The 24,085-nt window shown below is 56.4% G+C and carries 20 protein-coding genes and 1 pseudogene; 11 read left to right on the top strand and 10 right to left on the bottom strand.

What is annotated here, in order from left to right:
- Nucleotides 1-364 precede the first annotated feature (364 nt).
- From potE to kdpF, 9 genes are all read right to left on the bottom strand, one after another.
- Nucleotides 365-1,678 carry a putrescine-ornithine antiporter gene (potE, locus tag ACOTXC_RS13495; RefSeq protein WP_022647448.1) on the bottom strand — a complete coding sequence of 438 codons (1,314 nt, stop codon included), beginning with the start codon at nt 1,676-1,678 and terminating at the stop codon, nt 365-367.
- Entirely contained in the window at nt 1,675-3,873 is a 2,199-nt protein-coding gene (gene speF, locus ACOTXC_RS13490; RefSeq protein WP_063150777.1) for an ornithine decarboxylase SpeF, read from the bottom strand. Before speF ends, potE begins: the two co-directional genes overlap by 4 nt.
- A gap of 254 nt (nt 3,874-4,127) precedes the next feature.
- Entirely contained in the window at nt 4,128-4,232 is a 105-nt protein-coding gene (speFL, locus tag ACOTXC_RS13485; RefSeq protein ID WP_003858645.1) for a leader peptide SpeFL, read from the bottom strand.
- A 278-nt stretch (nt 4,233-4,510) separates the two neighbouring features.
- Nucleotides 4,511-5,188, bottom strand: a complete 678-nt coding sequence (gene kdpE, locus ACOTXC_RS13480) for a two-component system response regulator KdpE (protein ID WP_022647450.1) — start codon at nt 5,186-5,188, stop codon at nt 4,511-4,513.
- On the bottom strand, nt 5,185-7,872 hold the full coding sequence (gene kdpD / locus ACOTXC_RS13475) for a two-component system sensor histidine kinase KdpD (protein WP_108367305.1): 2,688 nt from the start codon (nt 7,870-7,872) through the stop codon (nt 5,185-5,187). The genes kdpE and kdpD overlap by 4 nt, the downstream gene beginning before the upstream one ends.
- Entirely contained in the window at nt 7,873-8,448 is a 576-nt protein-coding gene (gene kdpC / locus ACOTXC_RS13470) for a potassium-transporting ATPase subunit KdpC (RefSeq protein ID WP_022647452.1), read from the bottom strand. It lies immediately after the preceding gene.
- 12 nt (nt 8,449-8,460) lie between these two features.
- Nucleotides 8,461-10,509 carry a potassium-transporting ATPase subunit KdpB gene (kdpB, locus tag ACOTXC_RS13465; protein WP_421767748.1) on the bottom strand — a complete coding sequence of 683 codons (2,049 nt, stop codon included), beginning with the start codon at nt 10,507-10,509 and terminating at the stop codon, nt 8,461-8,463.
- Nucleotides 10,510-10,527: 18 nt separating this feature from the next.
- The gene (gene kdpA, locus ACOTXC_RS13460) at nt 10,528-12,207 is read right to left on the bottom strand and encodes a potassium-transporting ATPase subunit KdpA (RefSeq protein ID WP_023305700.1); all 1,680 of its coding nucleotides are present in this window, start codon (nt 12,205-12,207) and stop codon (nt 10,528-10,530) included.
- The gene (gene kdpF, locus ACOTXC_RS13455; RefSeq protein WP_003858638.1) at nt 12,207-12,296 is read right to left on the bottom strand and encodes a K(+)-transporting ATPase subunit F; all 90 of its coding nucleotides are present in this window, start codon (nt 12,294-12,296) and stop codon (nt 12,207-12,209) included. Before kdpF ends, kdpA begins: the two co-directional genes overlap by 1 nt.
- Before the next feature lie 310 nt (nt 12,297-12,606).
- Between kdpF and ACOTXC_RS13450 the strand changes: the two genes are divergently transcribed.
- From ACOTXC_RS13450 to nei, 7 genes and pseudogenes are all read left to right on the top strand, one after another.
- Nucleotides 12,607-12,813, top strand: a complete 207-nt coding sequence (locus ACOTXC_RS13450; RefSeq protein ID WP_014069366.1) for a YbfA family protein — start codon at nt 12,607-12,609, stop codon at nt 12,811-12,813.
- A gap of 598 nt (nt 12,814-13,411) precedes the next feature.
- Nucleotides 13,412-14,824, top strand: coding sequence for a deoxyribodipyrimidine photo-lyase (phrB, locus tag ACOTXC_RS13445; RefSeq protein WP_199125575.1), 1,413 nt, complete (start codon nt 13,412-13,414; stop codon nt 14,822-14,824).
- A 10-nt stretch (nt 14,825-14,834) separates the two neighbouring features.
- Complete coding sequence (locus ACOTXC_RS13440; protein WP_003858635.1) at nt 14,835-15,578, top strand: type 2 GTP cyclohydrolase I; 744 nt, start codon at nt 14,835-14,837, stop codon at nt 15,576-15,578.
- 14 nt (nt 15,579-15,592) lie between these two features.
- A complete protein-coding gene (pxpB, locus tag ACOTXC_RS13435; RefSeq protein WP_421767747.1) occupies nt 15,593-16,249 on the top strand; it encodes a 5-oxoprolinase subunit PxpB in 657 nt (218 codons plus the stop codon).
- Nucleotides 16,243-17,175: a 5-oxoprolinase subunit PxpC gene (gene pxpC / locus ACOTXC_RS13430; RefSeq protein WP_022647458.1), complete on the top strand. Its 933-nt coding sequence runs from the start codon at nt 16,243-16,245 to the stop codon at nt 17,173-17,175. The genes pxpB and pxpC overlap by 7 nt, the downstream gene beginning before the upstream one ends.
- Entirely contained in the window at nt 17,162-17,902 is a 741-nt protein-coding gene (gene pxpA, locus ACOTXC_RS13425) for a 5-oxoprolinase subunit PxpA (protein WP_022647459.1), read from the top strand. Before pxpC ends, pxpA begins: the two co-directional genes overlap by 14 nt.
- 18 nt (nt 17,903-17,920) lie before the next feature.
- Nucleotides 17,921-18,711 (top strand): annotated as a pseudogene (gene nei, locus ACOTXC_RS13420) (endonuclease VIII).
- A gap of 84 nt (nt 18,712-18,795) precedes the next feature.
- Here the strand turns inward: nei and ACOTXC_RS13415 are convergent.
- On the bottom strand, nt 18,796-20,079 hold the full coding sequence (locus ACOTXC_RS13415; protein ID WP_006809584.1) for a citrate synthase: 1,284 nt from the start codon (nt 20,077-20,079) through the stop codon (nt 18,796-18,798).
- Between the two features lie 639 nt (nt 20,080-20,718).
- On the opposite strand from ACOTXC_RS13415, the gene sdhC reads away from it, so the two are divergent.
- The 4 genes from sdhC to ACOTXC_RS13395 are packed head-to-tail and all read left to right on the top strand — an operon-like array spanning nt 20,719 to nt 23,962.
- Nucleotides 20,719-21,123, top strand: coding sequence for a succinate dehydrogenase cytochrome b556 subunit (sdhC, locus tag ACOTXC_RS13410; protein WP_026080740.1), 405 nt, complete (start codon nt 20,719-20,721; stop codon nt 21,121-21,123).
- Nucleotides 21,117-21,464 carry a succinate dehydrogenase membrane anchor subunit gene (gene sdhD / locus ACOTXC_RS13405; protein ID WP_003858621.1) on the top strand — a complete coding sequence of 116 codons (348 nt, stop codon included), beginning with the start codon at nt 21,117-21,119 and terminating at the stop codon, nt 21,462-21,464. The genes sdhC and sdhD overlap by 7 nt, the downstream gene beginning before the upstream one ends.
- A complete protein-coding gene (sdhA, locus tag ACOTXC_RS13400; protein ID WP_023299611.1) occupies nt 21,464-23,230 on the top strand; it encodes a succinate dehydrogenase flavoprotein subunit in 1,767 nt (588 codons plus the stop codon). Before sdhD ends, sdhA begins: the two co-directional genes overlap by 1 nt.
- Nucleotides 23,231-23,245: 15 nt before the next feature.
- The gene (locus tag ACOTXC_RS13395; RefSeq protein ID WP_022647461.1) at nt 23,246-23,962 is read left to right on the top strand and encodes a succinate dehydrogenase iron-sulfur subunit; all 717 of its coding nucleotides are present in this window, start codon (nt 23,246-23,248) and stop codon (nt 23,960-23,962) included.
- Nucleotides 23,963-24,085 lie beyond the last annotated feature (123 nt).

Here is a 24,085-nt window from a genome sequence, read left to right as displayed (position 1 = left end):
CATGACCGGTGAACGTGCCAGGGTGGCTCAGTCGCCACCACCCTGGCGACCCGGGCTCCCGGCGGTAAATCGCCGCTTCGCGGTGCCCTCGGCTTATTCCTTCCGGCTTATCGGGTACGGGCGGAGGCAACGTCCCTGTAAAGCCGCCCTCTCGGCGCATCCCTGCGCCTCGCCCCGGCCGGAAGGCAAACGCCTCAGCGATTTACAGCCGGACCAGGGCATCGCTGACAGCCCTCAGTCATTTAGAAAGCAACTTTATTGCTTCTGCATAAAAAAATTACTGGGGAACCCTCAGCCCACAGGGAGAGGGAGAAAACATTGATCTCGTAGGCCCGGTAAGCGTTAGCGCCACCGGGCTTCTTTTTTAACTATGCTTATTCTTCAGTTCAAACCGTGGTGACACCAGACCGTACAGCGTCCAGCCCATAAAGGTCACCATCGCGCCATACAGCATCGCCTCCTGACCGGACGAGTAGAGCGCATAGAAGCTGTAAATCGCCCCAATCAGCGCCACGATATTGGCCGCCCGGGCTTTGCGCGGATCCACCTTCGCCACCTTCTGAATAATCACCAGTGCCGCCATCGACAGAATGTACGGAATGATGTTCGTCACCACCGCCAGGTTGACCAGTACATTAAACTGGCTGTTCAGTGACGGGCTGATGGTCATCAGCGACAAACCGCTCTGGAAAATCACAATCGCCAGCATACCCTGTACCGGCGCATCCGCTTTGGTGACGCGGGAGAAGATTTTCGGGAAATAACCTTCGTCAGCGGAGGATTTGAATACCTGGGCGATGGTGAACTGCCAGCCCAGCAGCGAGCCGCAGCAGGACATCACCATCAGTCCCATGATCACTTTCCCTACCTCTGGCGTAAACATCTGCGCAAACGCCAGCCCGAACGGCGCTGTGGAGTTGGCGAGATCCATGTTGGGCACAATTCCCGCAATCACGTTGGTCGAGACGATATAGATCACCGCCGCCCCCAGCGTCCCGCCGAGTACCGCGATCGGCACATTTTTCTCCGGGTTTTCCACCACTTCCGCATTCGCACAGGCTGACTCGAGACCGAGGAAAGCCCATAGCGTCATGGCGATGGACGATCCCACGGCGGTAAAGAACGGCACGTGGTGCGGGTTCCAGGAATTGGCGTACAGCGTCGGGCTAAACCAGAACCAGCCGATGATGCACAGACCGACTACCGGAATGATCACGCCCCAGACGGTGATGCTGCTGAGTTGTCCGGTGATGCGCGCGCCGCCAAAGTTGGCGACGGTGCAGATCCACAGCACGCCGATGGTCGCCAGCCCAATCTGCACCGGGGTCAGCGTCGCGCCAAACAGCTCCGTACCGTAACCGACAGCGGAAATGGCAATCGCCACGTTGGCGATCAGCAGCGACACGCCGTAGGTGTAGTTGGCCATAAAGTTGCCCGACTTGCCAAACGCATATTCGGCATAGCCGCCCATGCCGCCAGACTTACGGCTGAACATCCCGCACTTGGCAAACGCCCACGCCAGCGCCATTGAGCCGACTGCCGTTACCAGCCAGGAGATAATCGAAATCGTCCCCACTTCAGCGAGCTTAGTGGGCAGCATGATGATCCCGGACCCCATCATATTCACCATGGTGAGGATAGTGAGTTGTACCACGCCCATCTTGTTGGACTTACTCATAATTTTTCTCCTTTCAGCAGAGACGGCTGAGCGGCGGGTTGTTTAATGACGTAGCAGCGCACCTGTTTGCGCCCGTCACACTCCTCGACGTAAACCCCCTGTAACTCCGGCGCAAAGCCCGGCAGCAGATTGATCCCGTCTTCCAGCGCGGCGAAATAGCGCAGCACGGAACCGCCCCAGACTTCCCCCGGAACCACGCACAACACCCCCGGTGGGTAAGGCAGCGCGCCTTCCGCGGCGATACGGCCTTCCGCGTCGCGCAGTGACACCAGCTCGACCTCACCGCGCAGATAGGCATAGTTCGCCTCCTGCGGGTTCATCATGACGCGCGGGAAGTGAGACTTGCGGAACATCTCTTTCTGCAACTGCTTCACGTTATGGCGGGCGTAGAGGTCGTGCATCTCCTGACAAATCTGACGCAGGGAATAATCCGCATAACGTTCCGGATGTTGCTTATAAAGAGAGGGAAGAACCTCTTTCAGCGGCACATCGCTCTGGAGCAGTTTTTCGAAGCGCACCAGCTGGGCGACGAGCTGCTGCAATTTGCCCATGTCCTCCGCCGGGGTGAGCAGGAACAGAATGGAATTGAGGTCGCATTTTTCCGGCACGATGCCGTTTTCACGCAGGAAGTTGGCGAGGATGGTGGCGGGCACGCCGAAATCATCATACTCGCCGGTGCGGGCGTTGATGCCTGGCGTGGTCAGCAGCAGTTTGCAGGGATCAATAAAATACTGATGCTCGGCATATCCCTCAAAGGCGTGCCAGCGTTCGCCCGGAACGAAATGGAAGAAGCGCAGATCGGTGGCGATCTCCGCCGTATCCCAGCTTTCCCACGGACGGCCATCTACCGTCTCCGGCACGAACGGGCGAATAAACTGACAGTTCTGAAGGATCAGTTTTCGCGCTTCGATACCCGTCACCACGCAGTCTATCCACATGTTGCGCCCACTTTGCCCCTCGTGCATGCGGGCGTTGATATCCAGGGCGGCAAACAGCGGATAAAACGGGCTGGTGGAGGCGTGCATCATAAAGGCGTTGTTGAGGCGCTTATGCGGAACATAGCGCGGCTGGCCTTTTATGTGGCTGTCCTTCTTATGGATTTGCGAGGTTTGCGAGAAGCCCGCCTGCTGCTTATGCACCGACTGGGTAACCAGAATGCCCGGATCGTTTTCGTTCAGCTCCAGCAGCAGCGGCGAGCAGTCGGCCATCATCGGGATAAACTGCTCGTAACCCACCCAGGCGGAGTCAAACAGGATGTAATCGCACAGGTGACCAATCTTATCCACCACCTGACGGGCGTTATAAATAGTACCGTCGTAGGTGCCCAGCTGGATCACCGCCAGACGGAAGGGACGTTCATCCCGCGCGCGACCAGGCGCGACCTCTGACACCAGTTCCCGCAGGTAACTCTCGTCGAAACAGTGTGCGTCAATACCGCCGATAAACCCGTACGGGTTGCGGGCTGTTTCCAGATACACCGGCGTCGCTCCCGCCTGTAACAGTGCTCCGTGGTGATTAGATTTATGGTTATTGCGATCGAACAGCACCAGATCGCCTGGTGTGAGCAGGGCATTGAGCACCACCTTATTGGAAGAGGAGGTGCCGTTCAGCACGAAGTAGGTTTTATCCGCATTAAAGACTTTTGCCGCATGCTGTTGGGCGATGCATGGCGCACCTTCATGGATCAGCAGATCGCCCATTGCCACGTCGGCATTGCACAGATCGGCGCGGAAAAGCGTTTCGCCAAAGAAATCGACAAACTGGTTTCCGGCCGGATGGCGGCGGAAGAACTGGCCTCCCTGATGTCCGGGGCAGTCAAACGCGCTGTTCCCCTGCTGGACGTAATCGACCAGCGCGCGGAAGAACGGCGGACGGAGCTGGGTTTCGTACTTCTGCGCAGCCGCTTCAAGCTGGCGTCCGTAGTACGCATTGCTGGTGTCGGAGTACTCAAAAACGCCGTGAATACGCGACAAAAATTCAGCCGGAACCCTTTCTTCTTTATGCGTGGCAATAAACACCGGAATACCGAATCCCGTGGCTTCTATTTCTTCTATGGCGCCATTGAAAATATCACTGACGGCCAGAACCACGGCTGCCACATCAATATAATCCGATGCGGTGATATCCACGATCTCCCGCGAAGTGGTAAAGCATTCAGGGCAGGCACGGCTGACGGCAATTTTTAACGTTTTCATCTTTATCTCTTTATTTCAGGCAATATGGGGCCCTCGACTTCTTGCGGTAAAGAAATCGATTTTTTCCGGAAAAAAAGCAAAGCGCGTCCGCTGATACGAAATCAGTTAATTGCTTTTTTGCTGAGTAGAATTCAGTCCGCCCGGTTGCGGAGAATCTGAATCACAAGGAATGAGCGCAGGTGTTCACGGGCAACAGCCTGTAAAATAGCGTTTTTCAGGATAACCTGTAAGCAGATGCGCCAGAAGTCGAAGGACTACCGGGCGTTAAAGAGATGAAAGTCAAAACAGTTTCGGTGGGCAAACATCATGATATGTGTTGTCCGCCTTATATGGGGCATTAAACGATTATTGTTTTCCATGTTCATTTTCCTTTCAGTAATTGAAAGCACGGTCATTTTATCCAGGAAAAAGGGATTAACTGTGAAACAGATCACCAATAACCGATCATTTCAGAAATAATTAGTCGTTTTGAGTGAATAACGCAGATCAAAATGCTGTTTTGTTGGTTTGGTGTTAAATTGGTGTTCTAATTATGTTTAGTGAGGGCGAATATAGGCATGAAAATAATCTCGTCATTATTTTCATGCCTATATTCAGGCTGGTGTGTTCTTTATTTAAAATTAAAGTGAATACTTATTCAGATCATAAACCGATATCCGATACCGGTTTCTGTTAATAAATGACGAGGACGCGCGGGATCGGCTTCAAGTTTCTGGCGAAGGTGTCCCATATAAATGCGTAAATAGTGACTATGTTCGACAGCATTCGGTCCCCAGACCTGGCTTAACAGCTGTCGCTGCGTTAACACTTTTCCGTGGTTACTGAGCAACACGGCCAGCAGACGAAACTCGATAGGCGTAAGGTGGATCTCTTCTTCCCCTCGCACGATGCGGCGGGCGGCAAGATCGACGCGGATATCGCCAAAGACGTACACCGGTTCAGAAGGGGTCGTGGCACTGTGTCGACGCAGCGCCACACGCAGCCGGGCCTGTAACTCGCCAATGCCAAACGGTTTGATCAGATAATCATCCGCTCCGGCATCCAGTGCGGCGATTTTATCCGTCTCTTCGGTGCGGGCAGAGAGCACCAGAATGGGCATCTGGCTCCACTGACGCACCTCACGAATAAAATCGATGCCGTCGCCATCCGGGAGTCCCAGATCCAGGATCACCAGATCTGGCTTGCGGGTGGCGGCTTCAATTAACCCCCGTTGAAGCGTACCGGCTTCATGAACGCGCAAACCGTCGCCTTCCAGCGCGGTACGCAGAAATCGGCTGATAGCGAGCTCATCTTCAACAATCAGAACGTTAATCACAAATCCTCTGGTAATTCATCAAGTTCTGGTGGGGTTTCAAGAGGAAGTGTAACACAAAAGCGTGCCCCACCTTCCGGGCGGTTCTCTGCGGAAATGGTGCCGCCATGCACGTCAACAATCGCCTGGCAGATCGCCAGCCCCAGCCCGACGCCCGGAATGGCAGATTCCTTATTACCGCGCGCAAATTTTTCGAATATGGCGCGCTCCTGGCCGGCCGGAATACCCGGCCCGGTATCCCAGACATCGAGCCGCAGCACACGTTTATCCACCCTGGCAGCAATCCCCAGCCGGGCCTTTGTCCCGGCGTATTTAGCGGCATTTTCCAGCAGATTAATCAGCACGCGCTCAAACAGCGGGCCATCCACATGGATTAACGTCAGGGGTTCCGGCATGTCCAGCTCGATATGGCGCCCGCCGAGACCCGGCTCCAGCATCTTCAGCGCACTGCCGACAACCTCCTCAAGGGTGAGCCACTCTTTTTTGAGGTTAAACCCGCCGGACTGAATGCGCGCCATGTCCAGCAGGTTGTTCACCAGACGCGTGGTATTTAGCACGTGCTGACGAATTTCGCTGGCCTGCATCGCATGTTTTGATCCTTCCGCCGCCAGATCCAGCGTCAGAATTTCGGACTGACCAAACAGCACGGTAAGCGGGGTGCGCAAATCGTGAGACAGCGCTGCCAGCAGCGAATTGCGAATACTTTCGCGCTCGCTTGCCAGCCGTGCCTGCTCTTCGCTGGCGGTGAGCGCCAGCCGTTCAAGGGCGCTGGCGACCAGCAGGGTGAAGGTTTCCAGCAGGCGCTGCTGCTCGGGGATCATCAGCTGACGCAGGTTAGACGGCTCGACGATGACCAGCCCGTGATTTTTATCCGCGCTGCGCAGCGGCAGGATCTGGTAAGGCACCCCGGGCAGAGTGTCGGTGCCGGCGCCGGCAGGTAAACCCTTATCAAAGCTCCAGCGGGCAATCGCTTCATCCCAGGGCGTCATCCCCGAAGAGGAGGTCAGCGGGCGAAGGCGCCCCTGCTCGTCGGGGAGCAAAATCAGGTTACTGGCATGAAAGGTCGAACGGATAAACTGCTCGCTGGTCTGGACGATATCCTGCTGCGTGCGGCCGACCGCCAGCGATTTTGACATCTCATACAGATGGCGGGTGCGCTGCTCGCGATAGCGGGCAATGCGTGCCTGGTAGCGCACGCCTGCCGTCAGATTCCCGATCACCAGCCCGACGGTAAGCATCACGGCAAAGGTCAGAATGTACTGCACGTCCGAGACAGCAAGCGTCCCGCGCGGAGCGATAAAAAAGAGGTCGAAGCTGATGACGTTGATCACCGTTGCCAGCACCGACGGCCAGCGGCCATAAAAGAGCGCGACCACAACGACGCCCAGCAGATAAATCATGACCAGATTGGCGGCATCGAAGGCGATTAGCCACTGGCTGGCAATCACCGTAATCAGGGCGCAAAGGACCACGGCCACGAGGCAGCCCCGGATCTGGACGCGCCATTTATCGCCAAAGGTGCGTGCGTCCGGCGTACGGCCGGGCAGGGGGGCGGGCTTGTCATCCAGCGCGACGATGACTAAATCCAGATCCGGCGCGCGGCGTGCCAGCCTGTCGGCAAAAGATTCGCGGCTAAACCAGCGGCGATGCTGGCGACGTCCAATGACAATCTTGCCCAGGTTATGCTCGCGCGCGTAGCGCAGAATGGCTTTATCTTCCTGCGGATCGGACAGGGTTGCGGTTTCGGCACCCAGCTCCTGCGCCAGCCGCAGCGCGCTCAAAATGGCGCGACGCTGATTTTCCGGCAGGCCGTGAAGCTGTGGCGTTTCGACATACACCGCGTGCCAGACGCTGCCAAACTTCGCCGCAAGCCGGGCGGCGGTGCGGACCAGTTTTTCATTGCCGCTGCCGTGACCAATGCATAACAGAATGGCGTCACGCGTGTGCCAGACGCGCTCCCGCCCCTGCAGGTCTCGCCAGGCGCGCATCTGGTCATCCACGCGATCGGCGGTGCGGCGCAGGGCCAGCTCGCGCAGGGCAATCAGGTTTCCTTTGCGGAAAAAATGTTCGATGGCGCGTTCGGCCTGGCCGGCAATATACACCTTGCCTTCGTGCAGGCGCTGGCGCAGATCGTCCGGCGGCAGGTCAACCAGTACGACTTCATCGGCAGAATCAAAAAACGGATCGGGGACGGTTTCGCGCACCTGGATACCGGTTACCCCGCTTACCACGTCGTTCAGGCTTTCCAGATGCTGAACATTCACCGTGGTGAAGACGTCGATGCCGGCTTCAAGCAGCTCCTCAACATCCTGCCAGCGCTTCGGGTGGCGTGAGCCAGGCGCGTTGCTGTGCGCCAGTTCGTCCATCAGGATCAGCGCGGGGCGGCGGGCGAGGGCGGCATCAAGATCGAACTCCGTCACCAGCCGACCGCGATGGCTGATACGCTGGGGCGGCTGCGTCGCCAGCCCCGTCAGCAGCGCCGCCGTCTCTTTGCGACCGTGGGTTTCCACCACGCCGATGAGAATATCAAGCCCCTGCGCCCGAAGCCGCTGGGCTTCCGTCAGCATGGCGAAGGTTTTCCCGACGCCCGCGCAGGCGCCGAAGAAAATTTTCAGCTTGCCGCGGTGGGCTTCAGCCGTTTGTTCAAGCAGCCTGTCCGGATCCGGGCGCATGGGCTCGTCGGTCATTTAGTTCTTCCTTAGCGCATCCAGCGCCAGATTCAGCTCAACAATGTTCACTACCGGCATGCCGATGAAGCTGACCAGCGGCTTTTGCGTATGTTCTGCAACCAGCTGGCTCACCTGCTCGACGGTCAGCTGACGGGCGGCGGCCACGCGTGGGATCTGCCACGCCGCTGCGTCCGGCGTCAGGCTGTAATCCAGCCCGCTCGCGGAGGCGGTGACCAGCTCAACCGGCACCTCACGGCTGGCCTGCGGATTCGCGGCGCGCAGGGCGGCAACGCGTTCAGCAACGGCTTTGTCCAGGTCAGGATTACTGCCAGCCAGATTGCTGCCGCCGGAGGCCATTGGATTATACGGGCTTTCCGCAGTGGCGGAAGGGCGTCCCTGGAAGTAGCGCGGGTCCGTAAAGTTTTGCCCAATCAGACGCGAGCCGCGGTTTTCACCGTTCTGGATAATCAGCGAGCCGTTGGCCTGGTCCTCAAACCACCACTGGCCCAGCGCGGTTGTCATCAGCGGGTAAAGCCCGCCGGTAATCAGAGACAGCAGAATAAACAACAGTATAGCGGGACGTAACATCGTCATGAGATTCACCTTTTAAACCAGCCCGAACAGCGTTAACAACATGTCGATAACCTTGATCCCAATAAAGGGCACCACCAGCCCACCCAGACCGTAAATCCACAGGTTACGGCGCAGCATGGCGGCGGCCGTCAGCGGCTTATAGCTCACCCCTTTCAGCGCCAGCGGAATAAGAAAGACAATAATCAGCGCGTTGAAGATCACCGCGCTCAAAATGGCCGAGGCTGGAGAGTGCAGGTGCATCACATTCAGGGCATTCAGCTGCGGATAGGTTGCCGCAAAGGCCGCCGGGATTATGGCGAAATACTTCGCCACGTCGTTGGCGATACTGAACGTGGTCAGCGAGCCGCGCGTCATCAGCATCTGCTTCCCGATATGCACCACTTCGATCAGCTTGGTCGGGTTCGAGTCGAGATCCACCATGTTGCCCGCCTCTTTTGCCGCCTGCGTGCCGGAGTTCATCGCCACCGCCACGTCAGCCTGCGCCAGCGCCGGGGCGTCGTTGGTGCCGTCGCCGGTCATCGCCACCAGACGACCTTCCGCCTGATACTGGCGAATGAGCGCCAGCTTTGCTTCCGGTGTCGCTTCGGAAAGGAAATCATCCACGCCCGCTTCGGCGGCAATGGCCGCCGCAGTCAGACGGTTATCCCCGGTGATCATCACCGTTTTAATGCCCATCTTACGCATCTGGGCGAAACGCTCTTTAATACCCCCTTTAACGATATCCTTCAGAGCGATAACCCCCAGAACGCTTGCACCTTCCGCCACCACCAGCGGGGTTGCCCCCTGACGCGCCACGCTTTCCACCAGGTGGTCGACTTCCGGAGGGAAATGTCCATTATTGGCTTCAATATGACGGCGAATGGCATCAACGGACCCTTTACGGATCATCCGGTCCTGAATGTTAATTCCACTCATGCGGGTTTGCGCCGTAAAGGGCACGAACGTGGCGTGCAGGCTTTGTACGTCGCGCTGGCGCAGGTTAAAGCGCTGCTTGGCGAGGATCACGATACTGCGACCTTCCGGCGTCTCATCGGCCAGCGAAGAAAGCTGCGCCGCGTCGGCCAGCGTTTTTTCATCCACGCCGGGAGCAGGTAAAAAGTCAGAGGCCTGACGATTACCCAGGGTGATGGTCCCGGTTTTATCCAGCAGCAGTACGTCTACGTCACCCGCCGCTTCAACGGCGCGTCCGCTGGTGGCGATGACGTTCGCGCCCAGCATACGGCTCATCCCCGCCACGCCAATCGCGGAAAGCAGGCCGCCGATAGTGGTGGGGATCAGACAGACCAGCAGGGCGATCAGTACGGTGATGCTGACCGCTGTACCGCCGTAGGCAGAGAAGGGCCACAGGGTCGCCGTTGCCAGCAGGAACACAATGGTGAGCGCCACCAGCAGAATGGTCAGGGCGATCTCGTTCGGCGTTTTACGACGCTGTGCGCCTTCCACCATGGCGATCATCCGGTCGAGAAAGGTTTCGCCCGGGTTAACGCTGCACTGGATCACCAGCCAGTCGGAAAGAATGCGCGTTCCGCCGGTAACTGAGGCGAAATCTCCGCCCGACTCACGGATCACGGGCGCGGATTCCCCGGTAATAGCGCTTTCGTCTACCGACGCGCCGCCCTCAATTACCTCCCCGTCGCAGGGGATGATGTCCCCGGCTTCCACCAGCACCACGTCACCATTGCGCAGTTCATCCGCCGGAACGTGGTCCATCTGCGCGCCGTATTTAGGTTCGCGTAATTTGCGCGCAAAGGCGGTTTTTTTGACCCCTTTCAGACTGTTGGCCTGCGCCTTACTGCGGCCTTCCGCCAGCGCTTCGGCAAAGTTGGCGAACAGCACGGTAAACCACAGCCACAGGCTGATGGCGCCGGTAAAGGTTGCATTTCCTGAAAGGTGTCCCGTTCCCATGGCAATCGCCAATGCGGTGGTGAGTAAACTTCCAGTCCAGACAATAAACATCACCGGGTTGTGCCACTGCACGCGCGGGCTCAGTTTTTTTACCGCATCCATGAGGGCCTGACGAACTAAGGTTGGTTCGAGCAGGGCCAGTTGTTTACGACTCATGACAAATTCTCCGCAAAATCAGCGTAAAGAGAGATATTCCGCAACCGGGCCTAACGCGAGGGCGGGGATAAAGGTCAAGGCACCTACCAGCAGAACGGTGCCAATCAGCAGGCCGACGAACAGCGCGCCGTGAGTCGGTAACGTACCGGTAGTGGTCGGCTGGATCTTCTTATTCACCAGTGTTCCGGCGATCGCCATGACGGGAATAATCACGCCGAAACGACCGAAGAACATGCAGAACGCCAGCAGACAGTTCCAGAACGGTGAGTTGGCACTTAATCCTGCAAAGGCGCTGCCGTTGTTGTTTGCGGCAGACGAAACGGCGTAAAGCACTTCGCTAAAGCCGTGAATGCCCGGATTAAAGATGCCGCTGCGCCCGGCGTCGGTCATCAGCGCCAGGGCGGTACCGAGCAGCACAAGGGTGGGGGTGACCAGGATTGCCAGCGCGGTTAATTTCATTTCGCGGACGTCGATTTTTTTGCCGAGATATTCCGGCGTGCGGCCGATCATCAGCCCGGCGATAAACACGGCGAGCAGAACGAACAACAGCATGCCGTACAGCCCCGAACCGACCCCACCGAAGACCACCTCGCCAATCTGCATCAGCCACATCGGGATCATGCCGCCAAGCGCGGTGAAAGAGTCGTGCATGGCGTTCACCGCCCCGCAGGAGGCCGCCGTGGTGACCACCGCATAGAGGCTGCTGGCAAGAATGCCGAAGCGGCTCTCTTTGCCTTCCAGGTTGATATTGCTGTTAGCCCCCAGCTGCATGAAGTGGCTGTTGCCGTTCCATTCGGCCCACATCACCAGTGCTACGCAGACCACGAAGATTAACGACATGGCCCACAGCAGCGTACGGCCCTGGCGGCGATCGTTAACCACATCGCCAAAGGCGAAGCAGAGCGCGGCGGGGATCAGGAAGATCGCCAGCATCTGTACAAAATTGGTTAATGCCGTTGGGTTTTCAAACGGATGCGATGAGTTGGCGTTGAAGAAGCCGCCCCCGTTGGTGCCCAGCATCTTGATTGCTTCCTGCGACGCCACTGGCCCCATTGGCAGGAGTTCCCTGCCCCCTTCAAGCGAGGTGTAAGGGGTATAAGGTAGCAGGTTTTGCAGAGTGCCTTGCTGTATAAAGAACAGGGCAATAATCAGCGCAACAGGCACAAGGATCCAAAGGGTGATGCGCGTGACATCAACCCACGCGTTGCCGAGCGTGCTGACATTCTGACGGGCAAACGCGCGCGTCAGGGCGAAGATCACCGCGATACCGCTGGCTGCAGACAGAAAGTTTTGCACGGTTAACCCGGCCATCTGGCTGAAGTAGCTGAGCGTGGTTTCACCGGCGTAAGACTGCCAGTTGGTATTGGTGACAAAGCTGACCGCCGTGTTCAGCGCCAGATGCCAGGATAAACCTGGTAACTGCTGCGGATTCAACGGCAAATTGCCCTGGAGCATGAGCAGCGTAAAGAGGGCAATAAGCCCCACGATATTCAGAAGCAGTATCGCCATCAGGTACTGGCCCCAGCTCATTTCGCGGTCGCTGATACCTGAAATGCGCCAGAGCACGTTTTCAATTTTTCGCGTACCCGGCAGTGGCACGTTGTTTATCAGCCGTGCCAGCGCTGTTCCCAGCGGCCTGGCGAGCACAAACAGCAGCAGTAAAAAGCTGGCAATAAGCAAAAACGCCTGAGCAGCCATTAGAATGCCTCCGCATTAATCAGGGCATAAATCAGATAACCCAATAACAGGAACACCAGCACGATGCCGGCAATCAGACCTGCACTCACACTCCACCTCCGGGTGACTTTTGTTGTTGTACAAACGGTAGGATTTGTGGCGCAAAGATTTCGCAAAAATCAGAAGGGCAGGTGTAAAAAAAGTATAAAAATGGGAAAGACCATAATTTAACTATTGTTAAGTAAATTGTTAACTTTTTTGTAACTTAATTACAGGCGTGAATGTAAATATTCACGAAATGGATGAAAATAAGTGGTCGGATGAGTAGTAAAATTACAAACAAAGCGGTATTATTTTAACCAGGTCACAGATTTCACATTTTCCGGAGACGGTTTCCGGCCAACTACAGGGGAGAAAAATATGGATCTTTATAAAGAGTATCCGGCTCATATCGTGTTCATGCGTCGCACTTTCGCCGTAGTGGCTGGCGTGCTGGCCCTGCCGGTGATGCTGTTCTGGAAAGATCGCGCACGTTTTTACAGCTATTTGCACCGCGTCTGGGCGAAAACCAGCGAAAAGCCGGTGTGGATGGATCAGGCCGAGAAAGCAACCTGCGATTTCTACTGATACGGTGTGACATCGTAGCCATAAAAAAACCGCCTACAGCAAAGTGGCGGTTTTTTTGTCCCTCGGGATTCGCGGTCCGTTGGGTAATCTTGCAGCCCCTACCCGGGATTTTTATCATACCCTTCTTTAAAAAGTTCGCAATCCACTTCACCTTTATAAATTCCTAATTTTACTGAAATAACTTACTTTTGGCGTTGGTGTTAATTATGATGCCACGTCCCTTTCCGCCATCTCGCAAATGGGCATCGGTCCTGGGAAAGGTGTATCCATAGCCGTAAAGCAGCCCGCCTACCCGGGCTTGTGTCCACCGATTTATCACCGGTGGTGATAGGTGGAGCGGTTAGCAGCAGGGACCGCATAGTGAAACGCTATTTATGCATCGCGTTCATTGTCGCCAGCGCACTCGTTGTAAAGAGTGATAAACCGAATGTGTTTATTGCCTTTACCCCGATAGCGCAGGACAAGTAGCGTTAAGGCCGCCTCGGGCGGCCTTTTTTATTTCATCCCGTCTACACTTCATGGCAAAGTAGTTCAATGCATGCCTTTTTCCTTTTACGGCATGCCCTTACGGACATAATGGACAATTGCCTGGAGTTTTATGCCCACCCATCTGGTTTGGTTTCGCGCGGATTTACGCACTCACGACAACTTCGCTCTCGCGGCCGCCTGCCGCGCTAAAGACGCGAATGTGCTGGCCCTGTTTATCGCCACGCCTGAACAGTGGCGGCAGCATGACATGGCGCCCCGGCAAGCGGCATTACTCAGCGCGTATCTGAATGACCTGCAACATTCACTGGCCGAAAAAGGCATTCCGCTGATCTATAAAGAGGCCCATGATTTTGCCGCACAGCTTGAGATGGTGCAGGCAATCTGTAAGCAGCACGCGGTAACGCGTCTTTTTTACAACTACCAGTATGAATTTAACGAGCAGCAGCGGGATCGTCAGCTGGAGAAAAACCTTACGGGCGTGGTCTGTGAAGGCTTTGATGACAGCGTGATGCTCGCACCGGGCAGCGTGATGACCGGCAGTCACGAAATGTATAAAGTTTTCACGCCGTTTAAAAATGCTTTTATCAAACGCCTGAAAGAGGGGCTGCCAGAATGCGTTCCCGCCCCGGCCATAAGAGGGGAAACGATAACGGATCTGCAGGACATCAGGCTGAATTATCCCCAGCAGTCGTTTGATGAAACGGTATTCCCCGCCAGCGAGAAAGCGGCTATCGCCCGGTTGCGTCAGTTCTGCGCGCAGGGGGCGGCGGATTACGAGGCGCGGCGGGATTTTCCAGCGATTGAAGGCACCAGCCGCCTGTCGGCCTGTTTAGCGCTGGGCGCGCTCTCCCCGCGCCAGTGTTTACATCGGCTACTGGCGGAACAGCCTCAGGCGGTAGACGGGGGGGCGGGCGCAGTGTGGCTGAACGAACTGATCTGGCGTGAGTTTTATCGCCATCTGATGACGTATCATCCTGATTTATGTAAACATCGCCCCTTCATTCGTTGGACCGATAAGGTACAGTGGCAGTCGAATGAGAAGCTGCTGAAGGCATGGCAGCGTGGGCTTACCGGCTTCCCGATTGTTGATGCGGCTATGCGGCAGCTCAATGAAACCGGGTGGATGCATAACCGTCTGCGTATGATTACCGCCAGCTTCCTGGTAAAGGATCTGCTTATCGACTGGCGAACCGGAGAGCGTTATTTTATCTCTCAGCTGATCGATGGCGATCTGGCGGCAAATAACGGCGGCTGGCAGTGGGCGGCCTCCACCGGCACGGATGCGGCTCCCTATTTTCGGATCTTTAATCCGACCACGCAGGGACAACGATTTGACGTCGACGGCGAGTTTATCCGTCGCTGGCTGCCTGAACTTAAGGATGTCCCCGCCAAAGCCATTCATGAACCCTGGGCATGGGCGGATAAACAGCGTGTTACCCTGAACTATCCCCGTCCCATTGTCGACCATAAACAGGCGCGCGTCGCCACGCTGGCGGCGTATGAAGCAGCCCGAAAAGTTTGAGAGAATGATGATGAAAAACAGTGAACTGGAACGCCTGATTAACGAAAAACTCAACACCGCCTCGTTTAGCGACTACGGTCCGAATGGCTTACAGGTGGAGGGTCGCGAGACGGTGCAAAAAATCATCACCGGCGTAACGGCAAGCCAGGCGCTGCTGGATGAGGCGGTGCGTCAGGAAGCCGACGCGGTGATTGTCCATCACGGTTATTTCTGGAAAAACGAATCACCGATTATTCGCGGCATGAAGCGCAACCGTCTCAAAACGCTGCTGGCGAATGACATCAACCTGTACGGCTATCACCTGCCGCTCGATGCGCATCCTGAACTGGGGAATAACGTTCAGCTTGCGCAGCTGCTGGGGATTACCGTGATGGGCGAAATTGAACCCCTGGTGCCGTGGGGTGAACTGTCGATGCCGGTTCCGGGTCTGGAGCTGGCATCGTGGATCGAAGCACGCCTGGGGCGTCGTCCGCTGTGGTGCGGCGACACCGGGCCGGATACCGTGAAGCGCGTGGCATGGTGCACCGGCGGCGGCCAGGGCTTTATTGATAGCGCGGCGCGTTTCGGTGTCGACGCCTTCATTACCGGCGAGGTTTCCGAGCAGACCATTCACTCTGCCCGTGAACAAGGCCTGCATTTTTACGCGGCAGGCCATCACGCCACCGAGCGTGGCGGCATCCGCGCCCTCAGCGAGTGGCTGACGGAAAATACCGATCTGGATGTGACGTTTATTGATATCCCTAATCCGGCCTGATGAGAGGTAGTTAAGTGCAGCGAGCGCGTTGTTATCTTCTGGGTGAAACCGCAGTGGTTCTGGAACTTGAGCCTCCGGTGACGCTTGCCACGCAAAAGCGTATCTGGCGTCTGGCTCAGCGACTGCCCGAGCTACCCGGCGTGGTTGAAGCTATTCCGGGTATGAATAATATCACCGTGGTGCTGCGTGATCCGCACACGGGGGCGCTGGATGCCATTGAGCGTCTGCAACGCTGGTGGGAGGAGAGCGAGGCGCTGGAGCCGGAATCGCGGACGATTGAGATCCCGGTTGTCTATGGCGGCAAGGGAGGCCCCGACCTTGGCGTGGTGGCCGAACACTGTGGATTAACGGAGAAGCAGGTTGTGGAGCTGCATAGCTCAGTCGACTATGTTGTCTGGTTTTTGGGATTTCAGCCGGGTTTCCCCTATCTGGGCGGGTTATCGCCCCAGTTGCATACGCCGCGCCGGGCTGAGCCGCGCCTGAGCGTACCGGCGGGCAGCGTGGCGATTGGTGGCGAGCAAACGGGAATTTATCCACTCGCCTCGCCGGGAGGCTGGCAGCTTATCGGGCACACGTCCACGCCGTTATTTGAACCAGGCCAGGCCGCGCCCATACTCCTGCGTCCGGGGGATACCCTGCGCTTTATCCCGCAAAAGGAGGGGATATGTTAACGCTTATTCGCGCAGGGCTTTACACCTCGGTACAGGATGCCGGGCGTTTTGGGCTGCGTCAGTCGGGCGTGAGCTACTGCGGTGCGCTTGATCGTCCCTCGCTGGAGATTGCCAACCTGCTGGTAGGCAACGCCGGCAGCACGGCGGCGTTAGAAATTACGCTGGGTCAGTGCGTGATTGAGTTTGGTCAGGAAACCTGGTTTGCCTTAACCGGCGCGGGCTGTGACGCGACGCTGGACGGCAAAGCGGTGTGGACCGGCTGGCGCCTGCGGGCGAAAGCCGGACAGCGTCTGACGCTCAAGCGTCCTCTGCACGGCGTGCGCAGCTATCTTGCGGTGGCGGGAGGTATCGACGTGCCGGAGGTGCTGGGCTCATCCAGCACCGACCAGAAAGCGGGAATGGGCGGACATGAAGGACGGCTGCTGCGCGACGGCGATCGCCTGGCGATTAAGCCATCAGCGCGCCATTTCACCACCACGCAGGGCGTGAAGCAGCTGCTGTGGGGGAACCTGATCCGCGCCCTGCCGGGGCCGGAATATCATGAGTTCGATGAGGCCTCAAAAGAGTCTTTCTGGCGCTCGCCATGGAAGATCAGCCCGCAGAGTAACCGCATGGGTTACCGGCTTCAGGGCCAGCCGCTGACCCGCACAACTGACCGGGAGCTGCTTTCCCATGGTCTTTTGCCGGGGGTGATTCAGGTGCCGGGCAACGGCCAGCCTATCGTACTGATGAACGATGCGCAAACCACGGGAGGATATCCGCGTATTGCCTGCATTATCGAAGCGGATCGCTACCATCTGGCGCAAATTCCTCTCGGTCAGCCAATTCATTTTGTGCAGTGTTCGCTGGAGGAGGCGCTGAAAGCCCGTCAGGATCAGCAGCGTTATCTCGAACAGCTGGCGTGGAGGCTCGATGGTAAAGATTGATTTAAACGCCGATCTGGGGGAGGGCAGCAGCGCCGATGCGGCGCTGATGACGCTGGTCTCCTCGGTGAACATCGCCTGTGGGTTTCATGCCGGCGATGCGCAAACCATGCTGGCGAGCGTGCGCAATGCCATGAAAAACGGCGTGGCGATAGGCGCTCACCCCAGCTTTCCGGACCGGGAAAACTTTGGTCGCACGGCGATGGATCTGCCGCCTGAGACGGTTTACGCGCAAATGCTCTACCAGATCGGCGCCCTGGAGGCGATAGTGCGCGCTGAGAAGGGCGTGTTGCGTCACGTCAAGCCGCACGGCATGCTCTATAACCAGGCAGCGAAAGATCCGGCTCTGGCAGACGCCATTGCCCGCGCGGTACGGGACTGCAATCCGCGTCTGATTCTGGTTGGCCTGGCGGGCAGCGAGCTTATCCGTGCCGGCGAACGGCTGGGGCTGACTACGCGGCAGGAAGTGTTTGCCGATCGGGGATACCTGCCGGACGGCAGCCTGGTTCCGCGTACGCAGGCCGGTGCGCTGATCACCGACGAAGGTAAAGCGCTGGCGCAGACGCTGGAGATGGTGCGCTTCGGGCGAGTAACCTCAACGGAGGGTACAACGGCAAACGTTCAGGCTGATACGGTGTGCTTACACGGTGACGGCGAGCATGCGCTCCAGTTTGCACGACGCCTGCGGGCGGCGTTCTCGGAAGAGGGCATTGTTGTCAGCGCAGAATAATCATGAAAGGACAATAACATGCCAGAAGGTCCGGAGATCCGCCGCGCGGCGGATAGCCTGGAGGCGGCGATAAAGGGCAAAACTCTGACACACGTCTGGTTTGCCTTTCCTCAACTAAAACCGTTTGAAACAGAGCTGGTGGGACAGACGGTGACCCACATTGAAACGCGCGGCAAAGCGTTGCTCACCCACTTTTCCCATAACCTTACGTTATATAGCCACAATCAGCTTTACGGCGTCTGGCGGGTGGTAAAGGCGGACGAGCAGCCGCAAACGACCCGCGTGCTGCGAGTGCGGCTACAAACGGCGGATAAGGCGATCCTGCTCTACAGCGCTTCTGATATCGAAATGTTAACGCCGGAGCAGTTGCTCACGCACCCGTTCTTACAGCGGGTTGGGCCGGACGTGCTGGATATGCGCCTGACGGCAAGCGATGTGAAAGCCCGGCTGTTATCGCCCACATTCCGCAACCGGCAGTTTTCCGGGCTGTTGCTCGATCAGGCATTTCTGGCGGGGCTGGGAAACTACCTGCGGGTGGAGATCCTCTGGGAAGTGGGGCTGGCGCCGCAGCACAAAGCGTCGCAGCTAAGCGATGAAAGCTGGAGGCGCTGTCGCACGCGTTGCTGGATATTCCACGGCTGTCGTACAACACGCGCGGCATGGTGGATGAGAACAAGCATCACGGGGCGTTGTTTCGCTTCAAGGTGTTTCATCGGGCGGGTAAAAAGTGTGAGCGGTGTGGCGGGGTGATTGAGAAGGCGACGATCTCTTCCAGACCGTTTTACTGGTGTCCTGGGTGCCAGATGTAAAAAAGCCGGGTGGCGGCTACGCCTTACCCGGCCTACATCTCGCACTTGTAGGCCCGGCAAGCGAAGCGCCGCCGGGCGTGTTTTTTAGCGCTTAATATCAGACTTAAAGTCACGCTGCTCGTAGCCGGTATACAGCTGACGAGGACGGGCGATTTTCATGCCTTCGCTGTGCATTTCGTTCCAGTGCGCAATCCAGCCTACGGTACGCGCCATGGCAAAGATCACGGTGAACATGGAAGACGGAATGCCCATCGCTTTCAGGATGATACCGGAGTAGAAATCGACGTTCGGGTAGAGTTTCTTCTCGATGAAGTACGGATCGTTCAGCGCAATGTGTTCCAGCTCCATCGCCACTTCCAGCAGATCATCTTTGGTGCCCAGCTCTTTCAGCACTTCGTGGCAGGTCTCACGCATGACGGTCGCGCGCGGGTCGTAGTTTTTGTAAACACGGTGACCGAAGCCCATCAGACGGAAGGAGTCATTCTTGTCTTTCGCGCGGCGCACGAACTCAGGAATGTGCTCAACGGAGCTGATTTCTTCCAGCATCTTCAGTGCCGCTTCGTTCGCGCCGCCGTGCGCCGGTCCCCACAGGGAGGCGATACCCGCAGCGATACAGGCGAACGGGTTCGCGCCGGAAGAGCCTGCGGTACGGACGGTAGAGGTCGAGGCGTTCTGTTCGTGGTCAGCGTGCAGGATCAGAATACGGTCCATCGCGCGTTCCAGCACCGGGTTCACTTCGTACTCTTCACACGGCGTGGAGAACATCATGCGCAGGAAGTTACCTGCGTAGGAGAGGTCGTTGCGTGGATACACAAACGGCTGACCGATAGAGTATTTGTAACACATCGCCGCCATGGTAGGCATTTTGGACAGCAGACGGAACGCCGCGATATCACGGTGACGTGGGTTATTCACGTCCAGAGAATCGTGGTAGAACGCCGCCAGCGCACCGGTAATACCGCACATGACCGCCATCGGATGAGAGTCACGACGGAACGCATGGAACAGACGGGTAATCTGCTCATGGATCATGGTGTGACGGGTCACGGTGGTTTTAAATTCATCGTACTGGGCCTGCGTCGGTTTTTCGCCGTTCAGCAGGATGTAGCACACTTCCAGATAGTTGGATTCGGTGGCTAACTGATCGATGGGGAAGCCGCGATGGAGCAGGATACCTTCGTCACCGTCAATGTAGGTGATTTTGGATTCGCAAGATGCGGTGGAGGTGAATCCAGGGTCAAAGGTGAATACCCCTTTGGAACCCAGCGTACGGATATCAATAACATCCTGACCGAGCGTGCCTTTTAGCACATCCAGTTCAATAGCATCATCACCATTTAGGGTGAGTTTTGCCTTTGTATCAGCCATTTACGGTCTCCTTAGCGCCTTATGCTTAAGACTGCGCTTTACCGGATTTGCTTTCAGCTGTTAATCATCGTTACCAGATTGTTATTTGGCTTACCGCTCAGCTCACGAGGAGAAACCAGGGTACAGAGCTATGGCGCCTTGCAGGTAAACGAATGAAATATCAGTGAAACAACAGCAAATCAGCGTTTTTGCAGTCCGAATTATTCAAACCTGTATATCACTAATAACTGTCCTGATAACTTCGGTCAATACCATCACACTGTTACATAACTATTTGTCAGGTGAAAGAGAGACCTCATAACTTTTGCGCATTATATGCCTTTTCTGATGACGTTTGTAACAATATTGTTTAACATTTGTCAAATCAGATGATTAAAAATTAAAAAGATGTTGTTATCGTGACCCCGATCACTGTTCCAGAGAAAACCCAACAAACTGTATGTAGGTTAATTGTAATGATTTTGTGAACGGCCTATACTGCCGCCAGGTCTCCGGAACACCCTGCAATCCCGAGCCACCCAGCGTTGTAACGTGTCGTTTTAGCATTTGGAAGCAATGTTTTGCATGACGCGCAGTTATAGAAAAGGAACGCTGTCTGACCCGCATCGCAGTCCGGAGGAAGGAAACAATAAGAACAGCATGTGGGCGTTATTCATGATAAGAAATGTGAAAAAACAAAGACCTGTCAATCTGGATCTCAAAACGATCCGATTCCCTGTAACAGCAATAGCGTCCATTCTGCACCGTGTTTCTGGTGTGATTACGTTTGTGGCGGTTGGTATCTTGCTGTGGTTACTGGGAACCAGCCTCTCATCTCCTGAAGGATTCCTCCAGGCCTCAGCCATCATGAACAGCTTCTTCGTGAAATTTATCATGTGGGGCATTCTGACCGCGCTGGCCTATCACGTGGTTGGCGGCGTTCGCCATATGCTGATGGACTTTGGTTACCTGGAAGAGACGTTCGAGGCCGGTAAACGTACCGCTAACATTTCATTTGTGATCACTGTCGTGCTTTCACTTCTCGCAGGAGTTCTCGTATGGTAAGCAACGCCTCCGCATTAGGACGCAACGGCGTACATGACTTCATCCTGGTCCGCGCTACCGCCATCGTCCTCACGCTCTACATCATCTATATGATCGGTTTCTTCGCCACTAGCGGCACACTGACGTGGGAAATCTGGAGTGGTTTCTTCGGATCGGCCTTCACCAAAGTGTTCACCCTGCTGGCCCTGTTCTCCATCCTTATTCATGCCTGGATTGGCATGTGGCAGGTGTTGACCGATTACGTTAAACCGCTGGCGATTCGCCTTCCGCTGCAACTGATTATTGTTGTTGCTCTGCTGGTTTACGTCATTTATGGATTTGTTGTGGTGTGGGGTGTGTAATGAAACTGCCAGTCAGAGAATTTGATGCTGTTGTGATTGGTGCGGGTGGCGCAGGTATGCGCGCCGCACTGCAAATTTCCCAGAGCGGCCAGACCTGTGCGCTGCTCTCTAAAGTATTCCCGACCCGTTCCCACACTGTGTCTGCGCAGGGCGGTATCACCGTTGCGCTGGGTAATTCCCATGAAGATAACTGGGAATGGCACATGTACGATACGGTAAAAGGTTCCGACTACATCGGCGACCAGGATGCCATCGAATATATGTGTAAAACCGGCCCGGAAGCGATTCTGGAGCTGGACCACATGGGTCTGCCGTTCTCCCGTCTGGAAAATGGCACCATCTATCAGCGTCCGTTTGGCGGCCAGTCGAAAAACTTCGGCGGCGAACAGGCGGCACGTACCGCAGCAGCGGCTGACCGTACCGGTCACGCTTTGCTGCATACCCTTTATCAGCAAAACCTGAAAAACCACACCACCATCTTCTCCGAGTGGTATGCGTTGGATCTGGTGAAAAACGCCGATGGCGCGGTGGTGGGTTGTACCGCACTGTGCATTGAAACCGGTGAAGTGGTCTATTTCAAAGCGCGCGCAACCGTGCTGGCCACCGGCGGCGCAGGCCGTATCTATCAGTCCACTACCAACGCCCACATCAACACCGGTGACGGCGTTGGGATGGCTATCCGCGCTGGCGTGCCGGTGCAGGACATGGAGATGTGGCAGTTCCACCCAACCGGTATCGCCGGTGCGGGCGTGCTGGTGACAGAAGGCTGCCGTGGTGAAGGTGGCTATCTGCTGAACAAACATGGCGAGCGCTTTATGGAGCGTTATGCCCCGAATGCGAAAGATCTGGCGGGTCGTGACGTGGTGGCGCGTTCCATCATGATCGAAATCCGTGAAGGCCGCGGCTGCGACGGCCCTTGGGGCCCGCACGCGAAGCTGAAACTCGACCATCTTGGTAAAGAAGTGCTGGAATCCCGTCTGCCGGGCATTCTGGAACTGTCCCGCACCTTCGCCCACGTCGACCCGGTAAAAGAGCCGATTCCGGTTATCCCAACCTGTCACTACATGATGGGCGGTATTCCGACCAAAGTGACCGGTCAGGCGCTGACCGTGAACGAGCAGGGTGAAGACGTGGTCATCCCTGGTCTGTTCGCGGTAGGCGAAATTGCCTGCGTATCCGTGCACGGCGCAAACCGTCTGGGCGGCAACTCCCTGCTGGACCTGGTGGTATTTGGCCGTGCGGTGGGGCTGCATCTCCAGGAATCTATTGCCGAGCAGGGCGCGTTGCGTGATGCGACCGACGACGAGATTGATGCCTCTCTTGAGCGCCTCAACCGCTGGAACGGCAACCGTAACGGCGAAGATCCGGTGGAAATCCGTAAAGCGCTGCAAGAGTGTATGCAGCACAACTTCTCGGTATTCCGTGAAGGTGACGCGATGGCCAAAGGGCTTGAGCAACTGAAAACGATCCGCGAGCGTCTGAAGAATGCCCGTCTGGACGATACTTCGAGCGAGTTCAACACCCAGCGCGTTGAGTGCCTGGAGCTGGATAACCTGATGGAAACCGCGTTCGCGACCGCGATGTCGGCAAACTTCCGTACCGAAAGCCGTGGCGCCCATAGCCGCTTCGACTTCCCGGATCGTGATGACGAAAACTGGCTGTGCCATTCCCTGTATCTGCCAGAGTCGGAAACCATGACGCGTCGTAGCGTTAACATGGAACCGAAACTGCGTCCGGCGTTCCCGCCGAAGATTCGTACTTACTAATGCGGAGACAGGATAATGAAACTCGAATTCTCAGTTTATCGTTATAACCCGGATGTAGACGATGCTCCACGTATGCAGGATTACACCCTCGAAGCGGAAGAAGGTCGTGACATGATGCTGCTGGATGCTTTAATCCAGCTGAAAGAAAAAGATCCTACGCTGTCGTTCCGCCGCTCCTGCCGTGAAGGGGTATGTGGCTCTGACGGTGTAAACATGAACGGCAAAAACGGTCTGGCCTGTATCACGCCAATTTCAGCGCTACAGCGTGCAGGCCAGAAAATTGTCATCCGTCCTCTGCCTGGCCTGCCGGTCGTGCGTGATTTGGTGGTGGACATGGGGCAATTCTATGCACAATATGAGAAGATTAAGCCTTACTTATTGAATAATGGGCAAAATCCACCCGCTCGCGAGCACTTACAGTCGCCTGAGCAGCGTGAAAAACTCGATGGGTTGTACGAGTGTATTCTCTGTGCATGCTGTTCAACGTCATGCCCGTCATTCTGGTGGAACCCGGATAAATTTATCGGCCCTGCGGGTCTGCTGGCTGCCTATCGCTTCCTGATCGACAGCCGCGATACCGAAACCGAGAATCGTCTGGAAGGGTTAAGTGACGCTTTCAGCGTATTCCGCTGCCATAGCATCATGAACTGCGTCAGTGTGTGTCCTAAGGGGCTGAACCCGACGCGCGCCATCGGCCATATTAAGTCGATGTTGTTGCAGCGCAGTGCGTAAGTAACAACGCCGGATGGCGCTGCGCTTATCCGGCCTACGTAACAGTAGGCCCGGTAAGCGTAGCGCCACCGGGCAAATTGCAGAAACCTTTAAAAACTGCCCTGAAGTTTAGACAGTTTCTAA

Source organism: Enterobacter cloacae complex sp. IR5428 (genome assembly GCF_049238585.1).
In the GTDB taxonomy this organism is placed as follows: domain Bacteria; phylum Pseudomonadota; class Gammaproteobacteria; order Enterobacterales; family Enterobacteriaceae; genus Enterobacter; species Enterobacter intestinihominis.
Note: the sequence above shows the minus strand (reverse complement) of the source record. Positions and strands in the feature narration are given on the sequence as shown.